The sequence below is a fragment of the Saccharopolyspora erythraea NRRL 2338 genome (assembly GCF_000062885.1).
In the GTDB taxonomy this organism is placed as follows: domain Bacteria; phylum Actinomycetota; class Actinomycetes; order Mycobacteriales; family Pseudonocardiaceae; genus Saccharopolyspora_D; species Saccharopolyspora_D erythraea.
In genome coordinates, this window is the sequence record NC_009142.1 from 5,272,657 (window position 1) to 5,291,499 (window position 18,843).

The window sequence follows — 18,843 nt, forward strand, 5'->3', positions numbered from 1 at the left end:
TCTAGCACGGCCCCGCCAGGTTCCGTAGGGCCGACGGACCCTGCACATCTGGTGGTGGCCCTGCGGAGCGGCGGAGATATCGTCGGGCGTGGACGATGACACCTGGGCCGGTTTGGCCGACCAGTTCGCCGATGGGGCCTACGCCTCGGTGAAGGGGCGCGTGCGCACCTATGTGTTGCACCAGCAGTTGCTCGAGCACCTGCCGCCGCCTCCGGCGCCGGTGCTCGACGTCGGCGGCGGCGCGGGCCACCAGTCGTTCCCGCTGGCCCAGGCCGGCTACGACGTGACGTTGCTCGACCCGTCGTCGGCGATGCTGGACAAGGCCCGGCAGCGCCTCGATCGGCTGCCTGACGAGGCCCAGCGGAGGGTGACGCTCCTGGAAGCCGACGGCGAGAACGCCGACGAGGCGGTGAACGGCCGGCGATTCGCCGCCGTGTTGTGCCATGGCGTGCTCGGGTACCAGGAGCAGCCGGAGCCGTTGGTCGACCAGCTCTGCCGGTGCGCCGCTGCCGGGGGCATCGTCTCGATCATGGCGGGCAACGCGAACGCGATGGCGGTGCGCCCGGCCCTGGAACGGCGGTGGGACGACGCCCTGGCGTCCTTCGACGCCAGGGGCGAGATCGGGGTGCTGGGAGTGCCGACCCGAGCCGACACGGTGGAGGAGCTCAGCGAGCTCGTGCGGAGCCGCGGCGTGGAGCCACTGCGCTGGTACGGGGTGTGGCTGTTCGTCGACTGGCTCGACTTCAGCGGAGCCGAGCTGGACCCGGGCGATTCGGAGCAGGTGGCGGCGGCCGCCGCGGTCGAGCTCGAAGCCGGCCGGCGAGACCCCTACCGCGGGCTCAGCCGCGTCTTCCACCTCGTGGGGCGCAAAGGGCCGAATGACGGGACAACAGCGGCCAAGCGCTGAAGTCAGCCCACGCGTTCGCGCCGGAGCGTCGCCCCGGTCCGGGCGTACTGGCCCGGGGCCACGCCCAGGACCCGCTTGAAGTGCCGGGTGAGGTGGGACTGGTCGTAGAAGCCGGCCGCGATAGCCGCCTCGCCCGGCGGCCGTCCGTCGAGGAGCAGCCGGCGGGCGAGGTCGACGCGGCGGGACGTCACGTACTGGTGGGGTGCGATGCCGAACGCGGCGCTGAACGCACGCACGAGGTGCGCGGGGTGGGCGTGGAGCAGGCGCGCGGTCCCGGCCAGCGTGGTGCCTTCGAGGAGCCGCTCGTCGAGGATGTCGCGCAGGTCCTGGGCGATGCCGCGGACGGGCACCGCGCCGGCGACGGCCGCCCTGGGTAGCAGGTGCTTACGCAGGCGCTGGCCGATGAGGGCCAGGCGGCTCTCCGCCTCGAGCTCGTCTCCCCTGTTCGAGAGTGCGGTGTGCAGCTGTCCGACACGTGTGCGCAGGACGGGATCGGTGAGGTCCGGAGCGTCGACCGCCGGCCCGATCAAGCTCTCGTCCAGCAGCGTCGTGTCGAGGTAGAGCACGCGCTTGCGGAAGCCGTGGGCGGTGGCGGCCGAGCCGTTGTGCGGGACGTGCGGCGGCAGCAGGCTGACGGTGTTGCCCGGGGTGCCGCGCTCGTGGCGGTCGAGGTCGTAGCGGACCGCGCCGTCGTCGACGACCAGCAGCGTCCAGGCGGCGTGGACGTGCATGGGGTACACGTGCTCCGTGAAACGGGCGTGGAGAACCTCCGTGACGCCCGGGACCGACGGGCGCCAAGCGGAGATCTCCTGCTGGGACGCCATGCGAAGAACGTACAAGACCGCGAGGGCGTGCGGCCCGCACCATCCGGGGCATGAGAACGACGCGAGGGACCGAGAGCCAGGCCGGTGCGGGGGCGGAGAACGCACCTGTTCGCTTCGACACGAAGATCGCAGTGCTGTTGCGCGACGACCTGGAGTCCTGGCAACGGCTGAACGTGACCGCCTTCGTCGTCAGCGGCATCGGCACCGCCTCACCCGAGGTGATCGGCGAGCCGTACGCCGACGCCGACGGCACCGCGTACCTGCCGATGTTCCGCCAGCCGGTGCTGGTCTTCGAAGGGACGAAGGAGGTGCTGACCGCCGCGCACGGACGCGCGCTCTCCCGCTCGTTGCCGATGGCCGTGTTCACCTCGGACCTGTTCGGCACCGGCAACGACCGGGACAACCGGGCGGCCGTGCGGGCGGTGGGAACCGACCGGCTCGACCTGGTGGGAATGGCCGTCCACGGGCCGCGCAACGCGGTGGACAAGGTCCCCAAAGGCGCGCGGTTGCACCCCTGAGAACCCCGAGACGCCTCAGCACCTTTCGTCGGCCCACCGCGGTGGGCCGACGAGAGGTCCCTGCCTACGGGGTCGCCGTGATGCGATCCGCTGGAGGGGGCGCCACTGCGGGGTGCGCACCCAGGTAACCGATGAGCGCGTCGAGGTCCACCGGACCTCCCGTGATGTCGGTGCCCCTGGTGAACTCGGTGAACCCGTCGCCACCGCCGGCCAGGAAGTTGTTCACCGCGACCCGGTAGGGCGCGTTCGGGTCGACGGGCTGACCGGCGACGGTGATGCCGGAGACCTTCGAACCCACTGGCGCGGAGGCCGAGTAGGTGTAGCGCAACGTGGCGGAGACCTGCAGGACGCGCGTCGCGCCCGGCTGCCACTGCTGTTCGAGAACGGCCTTCAACTGCGCGCCGGTCAACGTCATCGTCTGCATGACGTTGCCGAAGGGCTGCACCGCGTACGCCTCGCCGTAGGTGACCACCCCGTCGCCCTCACCGGCGGGGGAAGAGGCGTGCACGAGGTCCGTCCTGATCCCGCCTGGGTTGGTGATCGCGACCTGCGCGCCGCCGGCGGCGGTCGCCTCCAGCTGCGCGTCGGCGATCACGTCGCCGAGCGGGGATTCGCCGGAGGGCGCGGCCTGGCGCACGAGGTCCGCGGCGATCGTGCCGACCGGGCGGTTGGCGATCGGCCCCGCCTTCGCCGCGGCCTCGTCGATCAGCCGCTGCGCGTCGGGATCCGGCGGCACGTCCCGGGTGACGACCTCGTTGCGCGCTCGGGTCCGCGCACGCACCACGTCCCGGCTCTGCCTGTCGATCGTCAGGTCGGCCACCGACAGCAGCCGGCCGAACGAGGCGCCCTGCAGCACGGTCCGCGGGTTGCCCGCGGGGTCGTTCACCACGCAGTTGTACTGCTGGTGGCTGTGTCCGGTGAAGACCACGTCCACCTTCGGCGAGGCGTGCGCGGCGATCTCCGAGGCCGGGCCCGGTTTCACGCGGCAGTCGTCGGGGCCGCCGCCTTCGGTGCCGTCGCCCTGGTGCAGCAGCACGACCTGGGCCTTCACCCCGAAGCGGTCCAGGACGTCGGCGGTGCGGTCGATCGCCTCGACCTCGTCGCCGAACTCGAGCCCCTCGACCGCCTCCGGCGTGACCATCGCGGGAAGGTCCTCCAGGGTGACCCCGATGATCCCGATCGGCGTCCCGCCGACCCGTTCGAGCCTGAACGGCAGCAGGGCGGGCCTACCGTCGTCGAAGGTGACGTTCGCGCCCAGGTAGGGGAAATCCGCCCCGTCGTAGGGCTCGCGGAACTGGCACCCGTCGGCCGGGTGGCAACCGCCGGACTGGATGCGCCGCAGCTCGGCGTAGCCCTCGTCGAACTCGTGGTTGCCCACGACGGAGGCGCGGACCCCGATCTCGTTGAGCAGGCCGATGGTCGGCTCGTCGTGGAACAGCGCCGACTTCACCGGCGAGGCGCCGATGTTGTCCCCCGCCGAGAGCACCACCGAGTTGCGAGCCTCGGCGCGCAGCCGGTCCACGTGCGTCGCGAGGTAGGCGGCGCCTCCGGCGTCGACGGTGCTGCCGTCCGGCAACGTCACCCGTCCAGACGAACCCGTCGGCGGATCGAGGTTGCCGTGCAGGTCGTTGAACGCGATCAACCGGACGTCCACCGTCTCACCGGCCGCACTCACCGATGCCCCCGGCAAAACCATGGTGACCAGCAGCGCGGCGCCGATCACCGCGACGCCACGGCCCAACCGACTTCGTCCCACGGCCTTCCTCCCGAAGAGTCCACGCGAGCCCCGGGTGAGGGGCACGACCGCTGATCTTGCTCCTTCGAACGGGCGAAAACCAGCACTTCGCGTCGACTTCAGGTGAACGCGCCGCTACCGGCGAGCGGCGCGGTGGCGTGGTGGCCGGTCACGGACCGCCGTCGGCGGTCAGGCACCGGGGGCGCGGAAGTCGAGGTTCTTCCTCGCGGCCTCGTCGATCTCCTCGGGGCGCAGGAGCTGCACCGCCCTGGACGTGACGGCCCCGGTGGCCCGCACCGCCATGGCCGTGGCTGCCATGGAGACGTCGTCGGGCATGTCGACGACGATGTGGAAGTCGTCGGGACCGAACGCGAAGTACATCGACTCGAGCGATCCGCCGCACGAGCTGAGGACCCTCTCTACTGCCTCCCGCCGCCCGGTTCCGCCCTCGGCGAGCACTCCCTTCGTGCCCTCGGCGGTGTAGCTGCCCTGCACCAGGTACTTCGGCATCGCTCCCCCAATTCGCCGTGCGGCCACCTCCAGCCGCGGTCCGGTCCCCACCCTCGGACACGAGAGCCGGTTCGGCCATTCGGCCCGTTGCGGCAGTCGCCCGCAGCGGTTCCGCACCACCCGGCCCTGCCGACCGGCGGACCGGGTGGTGTCGTTCAGGCCCGGAAGCCGGGGCGGCGTTCGGCCAGGCGCTCGCGCAGCGGCGCGTAGTCGTGGTCGGGGAAAAGCTTCGGGAAGAGGTCGAGCATGATCTCCATGAACCGCCCGGAGACCGCGAACTGACCCTCGTCGTGCATCGAGACGTCGGTGAACAGGAACTGCCAGCCGAAGGTGCCCTTCGTGATGCGCAGCGCTTCGAGATATCCGGGATAGTCGACGTCCATCCGGTGGTAGCCCTTGGTCGTCGCGTCGAACCACAGCTCGGGATCGGCCACGCCCGGCTGGATCCGCAGCATCGAGAGATGCCCGACTCCGGTCTCCCCGGTTCCGTCGAAGCTGCGCAGCTCGGAATAGAGCTGCCGTTCTTCGGGAGTCGGGTCGTAGAGGCGTGCCAGGAGCGCACCCCCTCGGACCGCCTGGTGGATGTTGAGCAGGTCGAACTCCCCGGCGATGAGCGATTCCTCCTCGTACTCCGGATCGGGGACGTCCCACACCGCCGCCATGCTGGTAAAGCGCAGGTGGTAGCTCTTCAGCGACGGGTCCAGCTCGATGCCGTCCCGTTCGGCCAGTTCGGCGAACACCTGGTCGGCGTCGCCGGCGAGGTCCCGCTCAGCCTGGTCGCCGTTGTCGAGCCTGATGTCCGGGCACCCGCGCAGTTCCTCCAGCACACTGAGCCACGTGGCCTCGTACGCGGTCAGCTCGGTCATGCGCCGCTCCTCCTCTGGCCGATTGATCAACTGCTGCGACGCGGCGCACGAGCGGCTGGTTCCCGCGAGCGGGCTGCGCGGCGGCCCGCCACGCAACGATCGACCCGGACGGACCGATGTCCATCCGGGTCGATCGCCTCGGTCAGAAGCCGGGATTCAGTGCACGGTGGCTTTCTCCGCCCCTGCTCCGGTGAGCGAACGCACCTCCATCTCCGCGTATTTGTCCTCGTTGTGCTCCCGGGAGAGCACCGTGCCCAGCCAGCCGAAGAAGAACGACAGCGGGATGGACACCAGGCCCGGGTTCTGCAACGGGAACCAGTGGAAGTCGACCCCGGTCAGCATCGCCTCGTCGCCACCGGAGACGGCCGGGGAGAACACGATCAGCACGATCGTGGTGGCCAGTCCACCGTAGATCGACCACAGCGCTCCGGAGGTGTTGAACCGCTTCCAGAACAGCGAGTACAGGATCGTCGGCAGGTTCGCCGACGCGGCGACGGCGAAGGCCAGCGCGACGAGGAACGCGACGTTCTGGTTGCGCGCCAGGATTCCGCCGACGATCGCGACGGCACCGATCACCAGCGCCGTGATCCGCGCGACCCGGACCTCCGCGGCCTTGTCCTCGACCTGCCCCTTCTTGATCACGTTCGCGTAGATGTCGTGGGCGAAGGAGGCCGACGCGGTGATGGTCAGCCCGGCGACGACCGCGAGGATCGTCGCGAAGGCGACCGCCGCGATGAAGCCGAGCAGCACCGGGCCGCCGAGCGCCTGCGCGAGCAGCGGAGCCGCCGAGTTGGACGAACCCGGTGCGCTCTTGATCGCCTCCGGTCCGACGATGGCTCCGGCGCCGTAGCCGAGCACCAGCGTGAACAGGTAGAACAGGCCGATCAGCCAGATCGCCCAGACCACCGAGCGGCGGGCTTCCTTGGCTGTCGGGACGGTGTAGAACCGCATCAGCACGTGCGGCAGACCGGCGGTGCCGAGCACGAGCGCCAGGCCCAGCGAGAGGAAGTCGAGCTTGCTCGCCTCGCTCTTGCCGTACTTCGCGCCGGGGTTGAGCAGCTTCTCCCCCGTCTCCCCGGCCCGGTCGACCGCCGCCTGCATCACGGCCGAGAGGTCGAACCCGAAACTGCCGAAGACCCACAGCGTCATCGCCGCCGCACCGCTGATCAGCAGCGCCGCCTTGATGATCTGCACCCATGTCGTGCCCTTCATGCCGCCGACCAGCACGTAGACGATCATGATCACGCCGACGATCGCGATCACCACGGCCTGCCCCGTGCCGCTGGTGATGCCCAGCAGCAGCGAGACCAGCACACCGGCTCCGGCCATCTGCGCCAGCAGGTAGAAGAAGCTGACCGCGAGTGTCGAGGTGGCCGCCGCGGCGCGCACCGGGCGCTGTCGCATCCGGAACGCCAGGACATCGCCCATCGTGTACTTGCCGGTGTTGCGCAGCAGCTCCGCGACCAGCAGCAGGGCCACCAGCCAGGCGACCAGGAAGCCGATCGAGTAGAGGAAGCCGTCGTAGCCGTACACCGCGATCGCGCCGACGATGCCGAGGAACGACGCCGCCGACAGGTAGTCACCTGAGATCGCGATTCCGTTCTGCGGCCCCGAGAACGCGCGACCGGCGGCGTAGTAGTCCGACGCGGTCCGCGTGTTGCGGCTGGCGCGCAGCACGACGACGAGGGTGACGACGACGAAGGCCGCGAAGATGCTGATGTTCAGCAGCGGGCTGCTGCCCTCCACGCCTTGCGCGAGGTTGTTCATCGCTCAGCCCCCTCGACCTCGGCGCGGATCCGGTCGGCCACCGGGTCCAGGTGCCGGTTCGCGAACCGCACGTACAGCGCGGTGATGACGAACGTGGACACGAACTGGAGCAGCCCCAGCACCAGGCCCACGTTGATGTTGCCGACCAGCTTGATGGACATGAATCCTTGCGCGTAGTCGGCCAGCAGCACGTACACCAGGTACCAGGCGAGGAAGAACGCGGTCATCGGGAACACGAATCCCCGGAGGCGGTGGCGGAGAACGCGGAACTCCGCACTCTCGTGCACTTCGCGCCACACGTCCGCAGTGGGCGCTGGCTCAGCTCGCTCACTCCTAGTCACGACAGCCTCCTAACGAGTGGTGCGCGACACGTTAGGCGCGTCACACTCGAGGGAGAACCGATCGCGGTCCGATAGACGACGGGCGCGACGAACGGTCCACGAACGGCACCCGGAACAGGTCGAACGGTTCCGCGAAGCCCGGCCCGGACACCGGTACCGCGGCGTTTCCGGGGACGGAGTCACCGCACCCGCTGGGCCGACCTGGACTCCTCGTCGAGGTGCAGCCGCAGCATGGCCGCCTCGGCCCACGGCGGCGGATACCCGCGCAACGAGACCACCACCATCGTGGCGAACGCCAGCGGCACCGCCCAGGGTGCGGGCTGGGCGACCAGGATCGCCAGCCAGCCCGGCAGCGGTGGGCCGAACAGGGTGGCCGCGATGGCCGCCGACGACGCCGTCAGGCCGACCAGGACGCCGCTGAGCGCGCCCGCGCTGGTCAGCCGCCGCCACCAGATGCCCAGCACCAGCAACGGGCAGAACGTGGCCGCGGCGACCGAGAAACCCCAGGTCACCAGCGTCCCCGCCGCCAGGTGCGCGGCCTGCAGCGCGAGCAGGACCACCACCGCCGCGGCCAGCACGACCGCGACGCGCAGCTGGCCGAGACCGCCCGCGGCCAGGTCGTGCGAGATCGCCCCGGACACCACCAGCAGCAGACCCAGCGACGTGGCCAGGAACGCCGCGAACGCCCCGCCGGTGAGCAGCGCCGTGAACAGCGTCCCCTGCCAGCCGGTGTCCACCCGCGTGGGCAGCGCGACGACGAGCACGTCGGTCACGCCCGAGAGGTAGAGGTGGGGCACCAGCACCCTGCCGAGCGCTCCGTAGATCCCCGGGAACAGGTAGAAGACGCCGAGCAGCACGACGGTGAGCGCGGCGGTCCGGCGGGCCGACCGGCCGTCCGGGCTGGTGTGGAAGCGGACCAGCACGTGCGGCAGGCCCATGGTGCCGAACATCGTGGCCACCAGCACCGCCCACGTGCCCAGCAGCGGGTGCTCGGCGTTCTCCAGGTCGAGCAGCGGACGCCGCCAGTCGTGCCCGCCCGGCACGTCGGCGCCGCGCAGACCGGGCACGGGGGCACCGCTGCCGAAGACCACCGTGCGCCCGGCGGTGATCTCGTGCTCTCCGGCCGGGAGCAGCGAAACGGCACCGTCCGGGCCGCGCACCGGCGTCGGCTCGCCGACCTCCAGCACCACGTCCACCTGGAACACCACCGGGGTGTCCTCGGCGAAGCGGGTGATCTCGACCGGGTGCAGGGCGTCGTGGCGCACCGACGGGCCGGCCTGCAGCAGCAACCACACCGCGGGCACGATGAACAGCGTCAGCTTCAGGCAGAACTGGAACGCCTGGACGTAGGTCGCGGCCCGCATCCCGCCGAGCGCCAGCGTCGCGCTGACCACCGCGCCTGCCAGCACCACGCCCACCCAGTACGGCGTGCCGCTGACCACGCTCAGCACCAGCCCCGCCGTCCTGAACTGGGGCACCAGGTACAGCCCGGCGATGATCAGCACGACCACCGCGGCGACCCGCCGCAGACCCGGCGAGGCCAGCCGCGCCTCGGCGAAGTCGGGGACCGTGAGGGCCCCCGACCGCCGCAGCGGCGCGGCGACGAGCACCAGCATCGCGATGTAGCCCGCGGTGAACCCGACCGGATACCACAGCGCCCCCACGCCGTCGGACACCATGATCCCGGCGACGCCCAGGAACGACGCCGCGGAGAGGTACTCGCCCGAGACGGCCGCGGAGTTGACCAGCGGGGAGACCTGACGCGAGGCGACCAGGAAGTCCGAGGTGGTGCGCATCGCCGCCACGCCCCGAAGGCCGATCAGCAGCGTCAGCAGCACGATCAGCGCCACGGCGACCGCGGCGGACATCAGCCCCCCTCCGCCCGTTCGGCGCGGCGCAGCTGCCACCAGGCCAGCGCCGCCATCGCAGGGAAGGGCACGACCACCAGCAGCAGCCACGAGAGCGGGACGCCCAACAGCCGGACCTCGTCGAGCGCCGGCACCAACGCGAACAGGACCGGCAGCCCGAACAGCAGGGCGAACAGCGCCGACAGCGTCACCGCGCCCCGCCTGCGCTGGGCCTGGTAGAGCCGTCGGGCACGCCCGGCTTCGGCGAGGTCCAGCCTCGGGGCCCGCCAGCGGCGGCGCACCACGCGGCGGGCGTGCGCGACCCGCGTCTGCGGGCTCATCACGGTGACCCGCCTGCGAGCGCTCATCACTCGCCCCGGCCGGACCGGGCGAGCTCGCTGCGCTGGGCGTCCCGCAGCAGCCTCTCGCGCAGGTCCCGCGCGTGCCGCCTGCTGACCGGGACGTCGCCGACGTCGGTGCGCGCGATCAGCGCCCCGGTCGTGTCGCTGCGCAGCTCGCGCACGGCGCCGAGCGACACCAGGAAGCTGCGGTGCACCCGCGAGAAACCGGCGTCGCCCCAGTACTCCTCCAGCCTGGAGATCGGCATCCGCACGACGTGCACCCCGCTCGGGGTGTGCAGGCGGACGTAGTCGCCCTGGGCTTCGGCGAACCGCACCTCGCTGCGCCGCACGTAGCGGGTCCGGCCCGCCGCCTCCACCGGCAGCGCGGCCATCGCGTCCGGCTGCGGCGCGGGCGGCTCGGCGCTCGCGGGTTCCTCCGGTGCCAGCATCCTGCCCACGCGCTCCAGCGCGGCCGCCAGGCGCTCGACGCGCACCGGTTTGAGCAGGTAGTCGACCGCGCCGATGTCGTAGGCCGTCACGGCGTGGCGGTCGTAGGCGGTGACGAACACGATGGCGGGCGGATCGGCCAGCCTGGCCAGCAACGTCGCCAGCTCCAGCCCGTCCAGCCCCGGCATCGAGATGTCCAGGAACACCGCGTCGAAGCGGGCGGTCCGGATCATCTTGAGCGCGGCGACCGCGTCGACCGCGCCTGCGACCTCGGCCACCTCCGGAGCCTCCCGCAACAGCCGGCACAGCTCGTCGAGCGCGGGAGCCACGTCGTCGACGGCGAGAACGCGCAGTCCTGCGGGCATCACGGCACCACCCCCGGTTGGAACCGGGGTACCCGGACGACCACCCGGGTACCCGCGCCTTCGGCGGTCTCGACGACCAGCCCGTACCACGCCCCGTACACCGTGCGCAGCCTGCGGTCGACGCTGGCCAGCCCCATGCTCTCCGCCGAGTCCTGCCCGGCCAGGAGGGCCTGCGCGCGGGCCGGGTCCATGCCGACGCCGTCGTCCTCCACGCTGATCACCAGGTCGGTGCCCTCGGCCTCGCCCTGCACCTGGACCAGCCCCGTGCCCTGCCCGTCCGGGGTCAGCCGGGGTTCGATCCCGTGCCGCACCGCGTTCTCGACCAGCGGTTCGAGCACCAGGTACGGGATGGCGACCGCGAGCACCTCCGGCGCGACCCTGATCTGCACCTTCAGCCGATCGCCGAGCACCGCGCGCTGCAGCCCGAGGTAGGTCTCGATCGCGTGGAACTCGTCGGAGACCGTGGTGTACTCCCGGTGGCGGGCCAGTCCGTATCGGATGAAGTCGGCGAAGTCGAGCATCAGCTCGTGCGAGCGGTCGGGGTCGGAGCGCACCAGCGAGGCGATCACCGTCATCGCGTTGTACATGAAGTGCGGCGAGATCTCCGCGCGCAGGGCCCGCAGCTCGGCCTGCGCGGCCAGGTCGGCGGAGTTCTCCAGCCGCGCGCGTTCGAGGGCGGCCTCGGTCCAGGCCGCCACCTCGCGCACCGCGGTCATCCGGGTGTCGCCGTCCACCACGAGCACCCCCGCGAGCTCCTCGAACACCAGCAGCGGCATCGCCACCAGCGGCGGACGACCGCTGCGGTCCTCGGTGTCCAGCACGTCGGCCACCAGCCGCTCCGGGTCCGGCGCGGTCCGCGGGCTGCCCGACCAGCGCACCGCGCCGGACAGGTCGGCGAGCCCCACCGCGCGGGCTCCGAGCAGTTTGCGCAGGTCACGGGCCGCCGCCGAGGCGCGCGGGCCGGCAGCGCCCTCGCGGAGGTCGTCGACCACCCGGCGAGCGATGTGCAGCACCGAAGCCGCGGTGCGCGAGCGCGGCCACCACGCCCCGAGGAGCTCGTGGTGGAGCGTGCGGTCGGCGGGCACCGGCATCGTCGCTCCCATCGCCGTCGACAGGATGCCTGGATGTTAGTTCCGTTCATGCCACCCAGGCGAGGGACCCCTTTCGTCGGCCGTTCGTCGCGCCCTGGACGCATTCCGTCGTGACTGTCCGGCATTCCGTCGCGAGGAACGTGCCGGGCCTCACTCGATCCACTTACGTTGACCGACACGCAAAGTGAGAGCTTGTCTTTGATCTACGAGGCGGCGGAGCCGCTTGCCCACCCGCCACCAGCACCGCCACGCGAGGAGAGTTCGAAGACAGGCACTGAGCACAGCGAGGAGTGGTCGTGAGCATCGACGCCGAGAACGCGAGGTCCGCAGCCGAGGTGGCGTTCCCGCCGTCCGGGGAGTTCGCCGCCCAAGCCAATGCGACGTCGGAGCTCTACGCCCAGGCCGACGCCGACCGTGAGGCGTTCTGGGCCGACCAGGCCCGCCACCTGCACTGGGACACCGAGTGGGAGCAGGTGCTGGACTGGTCCGGCGCCCCGTTCGCCAAGTGGTTCGTCGGCGGCAAACTCAACGTCGCCTACAACTGCGTGGACCGCCACGTCGAGGCCGGCAACGGCGACCGGGTGGCCATCCACTGGGAGGGCGAACCGGGCGATTCCCGCGCCATCACCTACGCCGAGCTGGCACGCGAGGTCTCCCGCACCGCCAACGCGCTGGCCTCGCTCGGGGTCGGCGCGGGCGACCGGGTCGCGATCTACCTGCCGATGCTGCCCGAGGCGGTCTACTCGATGCTGGCCTGCGCCCGGCTGGGCGCGCTGCACAGCGTGGTGTTCGGCGGGTTCTCCTCCGAAGCGCTGCGCACCCGCATCAACGACGCCCAGGCCAAGGTCGTCATCACCGCCGACGGCCAGTACCGCCGCGGCAAGGCCATGCCGCTCAAGACCAACGTCGACGAGGCCGTGGCCGCCACCCCCAGCGTCGAACACGTCCTGGTCGTCCAACGCACCAAGACCGACGTGGAATGGAACGACGGCCGCGACCAGTGGTGGCACGACGTCGTCGAGGGCCGGCCCGCATCCCACACCCCGGAGTTCTTCGACTCCGAGCACCCGCTGTTCATCCTCTACACCTCCGGCACCACCGGACGCCCCAAGGGCATCCTGCACACCTCCGGGGGCTATCTCACCCAGGCCGCCTACACCCACCGCACCGTGTTCGACCTCAAACCCGAAACCGACGTGTACTGGTGCACCGCCGACATCGGCTGGGTCACCGGCCACACCTACATCGTCTACGGGCCGCTGGCCAACGGCGCCACCCAGGTCATCTACGAAGGCACCCCCAACACCCCGCACGAAGGCCGCCACTGGGACATCGTCCAGAAATACGGCGTCACGCTCTACTACACCGCGCCGACCACCATCCGCACCTTCATGAAATGGGGCGCGGAGATCCCCGCCCGCTACGACCTGTCCACCCTGCGGGTGCTGGGCTCGGTCGGGGAACCGATCAACCCCGAGGCCTGGATGTGGTACCGCGAACACATCGGCGGCAACCGCGCCCCCATCGTCGACACCTGGTGGCAGACCGAAACCGGCGCGATCATGATCTCGCCGCTGCCCGGGGTCACCGCCACCAAACCCGGCTCCGCCCAGGTCCCGCTGCCCGGCATCGCCGCCAAGGTCGTCGACGAGTCCGGCGAGCAGGTCGGCCACGGCGGCGGCGGACTGCTGGTGCTGGACCAGCCCTGGCCCGCGATGCTGCGCGGCATCTGGGGCGACGACGACCGCTACCGCGAAACCTACTGGTCGAAGTTCGCCGACAAGGGCTACTACTTCGCCGGCGACGGCGCCAAATACGACGACGACGGCGACATCTGGCTGCTCGGCCGGGTCGACGACGTCATGAACGTCTCCGGCCACCGCATCTCCACCACCGAGGTCGAATCCGCCCTGGTCTCCCACCCCACCGTGGCCGAGGCCGCCGTGGTCGGCGCCAGCGACCCCACCACCGGCCAGGGCATCGTCGCCTTCGTCATCCTGCGCGGCGGCGCCGACGACCAGGCCTCCGGCGAAGCCGCGATCAAGGCCCTACGCGACCACGTCGCCCACGAAATCGGCCCCATCGCCAAACCCCGCCAGATCATGGTCGTGCCCGAACTGCCCAAAACCCGCTCCGGCAAGATCATGCGACGGCTCCTGCGCGACGTCGCCGAAAACCGCGAAATCGGCGACGTCTCCACCCTCGCCGACTCCTCCGTGATGAACCTCATCTCCGCCGGGTTCGCCACCTCCAGCGACGACTGAAGACCCTGCGGCTGACGCGCTACGGGCGTGCCCGCACGAGAAGGTGCGGGCACGCTCGTGTGCAACGCCGGTCAGGTGTGCAGCGCGAAGTCCCGCCAGCTCTTGCCCGCGGCCGGTTCGGTGTCGACCCACAGCGCGGTGACGCAGTCCGGGCAGACGTGGGCGACGGCAGTCAGCGACTCGTGGACGCGCACGTCGCCGCCCAGGTCCTCCGGTCCGAGCGACACCCTGCCCGCAATGCCTTCCCAGCCCCTCGCCAGGCTGCCGAGCACGGCGCCGCAGTGGCGGCAACCGGCCGTCGGTCCCGCCTGACCGGGCCAGGTCACCAGCGAGGCACCCCAGATCCCGGTGGGTTCACCCGTGACCGTGCTGTCGCCGGCACGGGCAGCAGGCGGGGTCATGCGGGAGCGCCGGGACTCCCGGATCCGCTCCCGGCGCGTATTCGTGGCGTCCTCGTCGACCGTGCCGCTCTCGGTGACGACGACCCCGTAGAGGCGGGCAGCCCGGTCTGGTCAGCGCGCTGTTCCGGCCGCTGCTCGGCCGCCGCGCCGAGGGCCCCGTCGGCGGTGCCATCGACGTGTGCGCGATCCTGGCGACGCTGTTCGGGACCACGACCTCGCTCGGGCTCGGTGCGCTGCAGGTCAACGGCGGCTTCACCGCCCTGTTCGGGATCCCCGACTCCCGGCCCGTGCAGTTCGCGATCATCGGGATCATCACCCTGCTGTTCACCGCGTCCGCGCTGACCGGCGTCTCCCGGGGGATCCGCTACCTGTCCGAGACCAGCATGGGCCTGGGCGGGCTGCTGTTCGTGTTCGTCCTCGTCGTCGGCCCCACCATCTACCTGGAAAACCTCTACGTGCAGTCGGTCGGCCGCTACCTCAGCGAGCTGATCTCCACCAGCCTGATCACCCCGGCCAGCGGCGATCTCGGCTTCATGCAGTCCTGGACCTACTTCATGCTCGCGTGGTGGCTGTCGTGGGGCGCGTTCGTGGGGGTGTTCCTCGCCCGGATCTCCCGCGGGCGCACGGTGCGCGAGTTCGTCGTGGGCGTGCTCCTGGTGCCGAGCCTGGTTTTCTCGGTCTGGTTCACCGCTTTCGGCGGCACCGCGATCCACAGCGACCTGGCCGGCACCACCCGGGTCGCGGCGGCAGCGGCCGCCGACGCCAACTCGGCGTTCTTCGCCACGCTGCAGTCGCTGCCGATGCCCGCGGTCAGCTCGGTGGCCACGATCGTGCTCGTCGTGCTGTTCTTCGTCTCGGGAGCCGACGCCAACACGTTCGTGCTCGGGATGCTCACCAGCCGCGGCGCCGAGCACCCGCGGTCGTGGGTGCTGGCGTTGTGGGGCGTGGTGACCGGCGCAGCGGCGATCGCCCTGCTGGCCGCAGGCGGCCTGGACGCGCTGCAGCAGATGGTGATCGTCAGCTCGGCACCGTTCCTGCTCATCATCGTCGGAGTCGCGGTGTCGCTCGCCAAGGACCTGGCCGCGGAGCCGGTACCGGGCACCCCGTCGGCCAACGGCGCCGCGCTCGGAACGGGGAGCCTGTCCGCCGAGCCGCCGGAACCCGCACCCACCGCGGCCCTGCCGACCGCGGCCCCGACGACACCGAGGCCGTGACCGGCCCCAGAGGCTGTCGTTGAACTCATCTTGCGTGGCGGTTCCGGTGGCGGAACCTCGGACACCCTCCGGCTCCGCCACTTCGAAGATCAAAGACAGGTTCCCAGTGCCGCAGGGGTGAGACCGGCAGCGGTCACTTCCCGGGCGCGCCGCCCTCGGCTCGGGCGGCGCGTCCGGCGCGCTGGGCGTCGAGAGCGGCTACCGCGACGTGCAGCTGGGCGCGGAAGTCGCCTGCCTCCAGGTCGCCGTGCAGGACCTCTTCGATGAGCCGCAACCGCTGGTAGAGGGCCTGGCGGGAGAGGTGGCCCCGCCGGGCGGCGATGGACTTGTTGCCCGCGGAGGCCAGGTAGTGGCGCACCGTGGCCAGCAGGTCCGTGCCGTGGCACTGGTCGTAGGCGAGCAGGGGTGCGAGCTGGCGCTCGGCGTAGGACTGCACCCGGGGGTCCTCGCGCAAGGCGTAGAGCAGTTCCGGGAGACCGATGTCGGTGACCGTGTGGACCCCCGGCGGCCCGCCCCGCGGGACGGCGTCGGCGACCTGCTCGGCCTCGGCCGCGGACCGGGCCACTTCGGACAGTTCACCCACCTCGGCTCCGACGTGGACGGGGGCGCCGGCCAGCTCGGTGATCTCCTCGGCCAGCGCGCGCCAGCCACCCGGCTCCCGGAACGACAGGAGCACACCGACGCCGCGCTCGCCGAGATCGCCCACCAGAGCGCTGCCTTCCAGCCTTGCCCGCAGCTTGTCGAGCAGCACGGCCCGGTCGTCGACGCGGACCACGACGACGGCGAGCCTGCGTCCCTGGACCGGCACGCCCAGCGCGGTGATCCTCGTCCGGGTGTCGCGCCAGGACAGCTGCCGCTGCTCGAGCACGTCGAGCAGCGCGTCCCGGTGCGCCTGCTCCTCCCACCGGGTCTCGCGGGTGAGCCGCGCCAGCGTGAGGGCGACCGCGGCGCGCTCGAGGATCACCACGTGCTCGGAGTGGAAGTGCTGCTCGGCGGGGCTGGCCGGGAGCATGGCGAGCCTGCCCCACTGCTGCCCTCGGAACTCCACCGAGGTGACCAGCCAGCCCTCCTGCCCGCAGACGTCGGTGCGCTCGGCGGGCGAGGGCGTGGCGCGGGAGCGCTCCTCCCACCGGTTGAGCACGTCGTCGAGGACCCGCTCGACCGACGCGAAGATCAGCGCCTGGTGCGCCAGGTTCTCCAGCACGACCGCCCGGCCGGTCATCGTCGCCGCCGCCCGGATGATCTCGTCGGGCCCGGCGCCGCGCAGCGAGAGCGCGGTGAAGGTGTCGTGGATGCGCTGCGCCGTCCGCAGCGTGCGCAGCTGGCCGCCCAGGATCATCGCGTGCACTTCCTGCGTCACGTCGACGAACTTGACCCCGCAGTGCAGCACCACCAGCGGCACGCCGCGCGAACGGCAGCCCGCGACCAGTTCGTGCGGCGCCTCCCGGTAGCAGCGGCCGAGCTCCAGCACCACGGCGGCGGCACCGACGTCGCAGAGCTCGGCCGCGTAGTCGTCCAGCCGCGCGGGGAAGCCGATGCCGGTGGTCAGCACCAGCTCCCCGCCCCGCAGCGCCGAGGCGGGACTCGCCCATTCCGTGACGTGCACCCAGCGCACCGGCCGGTCCAGCCGGTCCTGGCCGGCGAGGACCTTGGGCAGCCCGCGAGCCAGCACCGGCAGGGACAGCACCTCACCCAGCGTCACAGTCCCGCCGTCGCTGTTCACCACCACACCCTGCGCCTTGCGGGCGCCGAATTCAACGGCGGTCACGGCAGGCGGGGCGGTCGGCCACCGGCGCTTGCGACGTCCTTCACGACACCGCCCGCTCCTCGACGGGAGCCGCGCTGGTGTTGCTCGCGGCCGCGAGGCCCAGGCCCTTGGTCTCCGGGGCGAGGGCCAGCGAGACGACCAGGCCGACGAGCGTGATGCCCGCGCCGATCAGCAGCGTCCCGGTGTTGCCGACACCGGCGATCAGCAGCGGCAGGAAGAACGTGCCACCCGCCGAGCCGAAGCGGCTCATCGCGGAGGCGAAGCCCACCCCGGTCGCCCGCAGATCGGTGGGGAACAGCTCGCTGGGGTACAGGAACTGCAGCGCGCTGCCCGCGGCCTCGGCGAAGTGGAACAGCACGAACAGCAGGATGATCGGCAACGCCAAGTGCAGCGGCAGCAGCGCCAGGCACAGCAGCGACGCGAAGATCGCCACGAAGGTGCCGATCAGCAAGGGCCGCCTGCCGAGCCGGTTGACCAGGAACAGGCCGGCCGTCACGCCCAGGATCGGGATCAGCATCATCACCGCCGAGCTCGCCGTCGCGTTGCCGACGCCCATCGACTCGAGGATCTGCGGCTGGAACGTGCGGATCGCGTAGCCCGTCGCCACCTGGCACATGAAGAACGTCGAGCAGAACACGACCTGCTTGGTGTAGCCGCGGCGGAACACCTCGCCGATGTTGCCCAGCCCGGACCCGTTGCGCTGCGGTGCCTTGCTCTCCGCGACCAGGTCGTCGACCCGCACGTCCGGACCGACGTACTTGCGCACGATCGCGGTCGCCTCGTCCATCCGGCCCCGGCTGGCAAGCCACCGCGGCGACTCCGGCACCCCGGCGCGCATCAGCAGGAACACCAGCGCCGGCACCGAGCCCGACAGCAGCATCCAGCGCCACCCGTCGGGGCCGAGGTTCGTCAGGACCAGGCCGACCCAGTAGCTGACTCCGTAGCCGATCCACCACGACAGCACCAGACCCGACAGCGACGGACCGCGGAGCTTGCGGGGCACCAGTTCGGCGGTGATGGCCGAGGCGATCGGGTAGTCCGCGCCCACGGCGATGCCGATGACCAGCCGCAGCACGAACAACTGCCACGCCTCGGTGACGAAGAACTGCGGAATCGACGCGGCGACGAACACCGCGAGGTTGAGCACGTACATCAGCCGCCGGCCGATCCGGTCGGTGATCGCGCCGAAGACCAGCGCGCCGACGAAGACGCCGATCAGCGCGGAGCTGGCCAGCAGGCCGGACCACACCGAGCCCAGCCGCAGCTGGGGCGTGATCTGGCTCAGGGCCACCGCGATGATGCCGAGCAGGTAGCCGTCGCAGAACGGCCCGCCCATCGCGACGGTGACCAGGCGGCGGTGGAAGCGGGTGACGGGGACATCGTCCAGGGTGGTGGTCATCGGCGGTGCCTCTCGGTGGCGAAGGCGGACTGCGTTCACTGTGCGCCAGACCACCCCCGGTGGACACAGACAGATTGTCACTTCGTGGGCGGCTTCGTTGACACGACGCCTCGACTCCCCCGCGCGCTGTTCTCTCTCCGCGATCGATGCGTTACATCTGGTAGTCGCGCCTTCGGCGAGGTTCCAGGCCGGGCACGGCATGACCTGTCCGCCGCACCGGGCAGGACTGGACGTTTTG

Annotated in this window: 17 protein-coding genes; 4 read left to right on the forward strand and 13 right to left on the reverse strand. The window is 71.3% G+C overall.

Annotated features, from left to right (window positions below; all coding sequences use genetic code 11):
* Positions 1-88 precede the first annotated feature (88 nt).
* Positions 89-907, forward strand: coding sequence for a class I SAM-dependent methyltransferase (locus SACE_RS22885; protein WP_009948398.1), 819 nt, complete (start codon positions 89-91; stop codon positions 905-907).
* A 2-nt stretch (positions 908-909) separates the two neighbouring features.
* Here SACE_RS22885 and SACE_RS22890 read toward each other — a convergent pair whose 3' ends face one another.
* Positions 910-1,731: an AraC family transcriptional regulator gene (locus SACE_RS22890; RefSeq protein WP_009948397.1), complete on the reverse strand. Its 822-nt coding sequence runs from the start codon at positions 1,729-1,731 to the stop codon at positions 910-912.
* 50 nt (positions 1,732-1,781) lie between these two features.
* Here SACE_RS22890 and SACE_RS22895 point away from each other — a divergent pair, with 50 nt between their 5' ends.
* On the forward strand, positions 1,782-2,249 hold the full coding sequence (locus tag SACE_RS22895) for a DUF2000 domain-containing protein (RefSeq protein WP_037304240.1): 468 nt from the start codon (positions 1,782-1,784) through the stop codon (positions 2,247-2,249).
* A 64-nt stretch (positions 2,250-2,313) separates the two neighbouring features.
* Here SACE_RS22895 and SACE_RS22900 read toward each other — a convergent pair whose 3' ends face one another.
* From SACE_RS22900 to SACE_RS22940, 9 genes are all read right to left on the reverse strand, one after another.
* Positions 2,314-3,945, reverse strand: coding sequence for a bifunctional metallophosphatase/5'-nucleotidase (locus SACE_RS22900; RefSeq protein WP_044547965.1), 1,632 nt, complete (start codon positions 3,943-3,945; stop codon positions 2,314-2,316).
* 228 nt (positions 3,946-4,173) lie between these two features.
* Entirely contained in the window at positions 4,174-4,494 is a 321-nt protein-coding gene (locus tag SACE_RS22905; RefSeq protein WP_009948394.1) for a GYD domain-containing protein, read from the reverse strand.
* A 155-nt stretch (positions 4,495-4,649) separates the two neighbouring features.
* Positions 4,650-5,360 carry a hypothetical protein gene (locus tag SACE_RS22910; protein ID WP_009948393.1) on the reverse strand — a complete coding sequence of 237 codons (711 nt, stop codon included), beginning with the start codon at positions 5,358-5,360 and terminating at the stop codon, positions 4,650-4,652.
* A gap of 156 nt (positions 5,361-5,516) precedes the next feature.
* A complete protein-coding gene (locus SACE_RS22915; RefSeq protein WP_009948392.1) occupies positions 5,517-7,127 on the reverse strand; it encodes a solute symporter family protein in 1,611 nt (536 codons plus the stop codon).
* Entirely contained in the window at positions 7,124-7,468 is a 345-nt protein-coding gene (locus tag SACE_RS22920) for a DUF485 domain-containing protein (protein ID WP_029621841.1), read from the reverse strand. The genes SACE_RS22915 and SACE_RS22920 overlap by 4 nt, the downstream gene beginning before the upstream one ends.
* A gap of 179 nt (positions 7,469-7,647) precedes the next feature.
* Positions 7,648-9,336, reverse strand: coding sequence for a sodium/solute symporter (locus SACE_RS22925; RefSeq protein ID WP_009948390.1), 1,689 nt, complete (start codon positions 9,334-9,336; stop codon positions 7,648-7,650).
* On the reverse strand, positions 9,336-9,683 hold the full coding sequence (locus SACE_RS22930; RefSeq protein WP_011874434.1) for a membrane protein: 348 nt from the start codon (positions 9,681-9,683) through the stop codon (positions 9,336-9,338). The genes SACE_RS22925 and SACE_RS22930 overlap by 1 nt, the downstream gene beginning before the upstream one ends.
* Entirely contained in the window at positions 9,683-10,468 is a 786-nt protein-coding gene (locus tag SACE_RS22935) for a LytR/AlgR family response regulator transcription factor (protein ID WP_009948388.1), read from the reverse strand. Before SACE_RS22935 ends, SACE_RS22930 begins: the two co-directional genes overlap by 1 nt.
* Entirely contained in the window at positions 10,468-11,559 is a 1,092-nt protein-coding gene (locus SACE_RS22940; RefSeq protein ID WP_011874435.1) for a sensor histidine kinase, read from the reverse strand. Before SACE_RS22940 ends, SACE_RS22935 begins: the two co-directional genes overlap by 1 nt.
* A gap of 296 nt (positions 11,560-11,855) precedes the next feature.
* Here SACE_RS22940 and acs point away from each other — a divergent pair, with 296 nt between their 5' ends.
* On the forward strand, positions 11,856-13,823 hold the full coding sequence (acs, locus tag SACE_RS22945) for an acetate--CoA ligase (protein WP_011874436.1): 1,968 nt from the start codon (positions 11,856-11,858) through the stop codon (positions 13,821-13,823).
* Between the two features lie 71 nt (positions 13,824-13,894).
* Here acs and SACE_RS22950 read toward each other — a convergent pair whose 3' ends face one another.
* Entirely contained in the window at positions 13,895-14,224 is a 330-nt protein-coding gene (locus SACE_RS22950) for a hypothetical protein (RefSeq protein ID WP_009949846.1), read from the reverse strand.
* 131 nt (positions 14,225-14,355) lie between these two features.
* On the opposite strand from SACE_RS22950, the gene SACE_RS22955 reads away from it, so the two are divergent.
* Positions 14,356-15,438 carry a BCCT family transporter gene (locus tag SACE_RS22955; protein WP_231850080.1) on the forward strand — a complete coding sequence of 361 codons (1,083 nt, stop codon included), beginning with the start codon at positions 14,356-14,358 and terminating at the stop codon, positions 15,436-15,438.
* 133 nt (positions 15,439-15,571) lie between these two features.
* Here the strand turns inward: SACE_RS22955 and SACE_RS22960 are convergent, their stop codons facing one another.
* Positions 15,572-17,206, reverse strand: coding sequence for a PucR family transcriptional regulator (locus SACE_RS22960; protein ID WP_009949843.1), 1,635 nt, complete (start codon positions 17,204-17,206; stop codon positions 15,572-15,574).
* A 40-nt stretch (positions 17,207-17,246) separates the two neighbouring features.
* Positions 17,247-18,605 carry an MFS transporter gene (locus tag SACE_RS22965; RefSeq protein WP_009949842.1) on the reverse strand — a complete coding sequence of 453 codons (1,359 nt, stop codon included), beginning with the start codon at positions 18,603-18,605 and terminating at the stop codon, positions 17,247-17,249.
* Between the last annotated feature and the right edge of the window lie 238 nt (positions 18,606-18,843).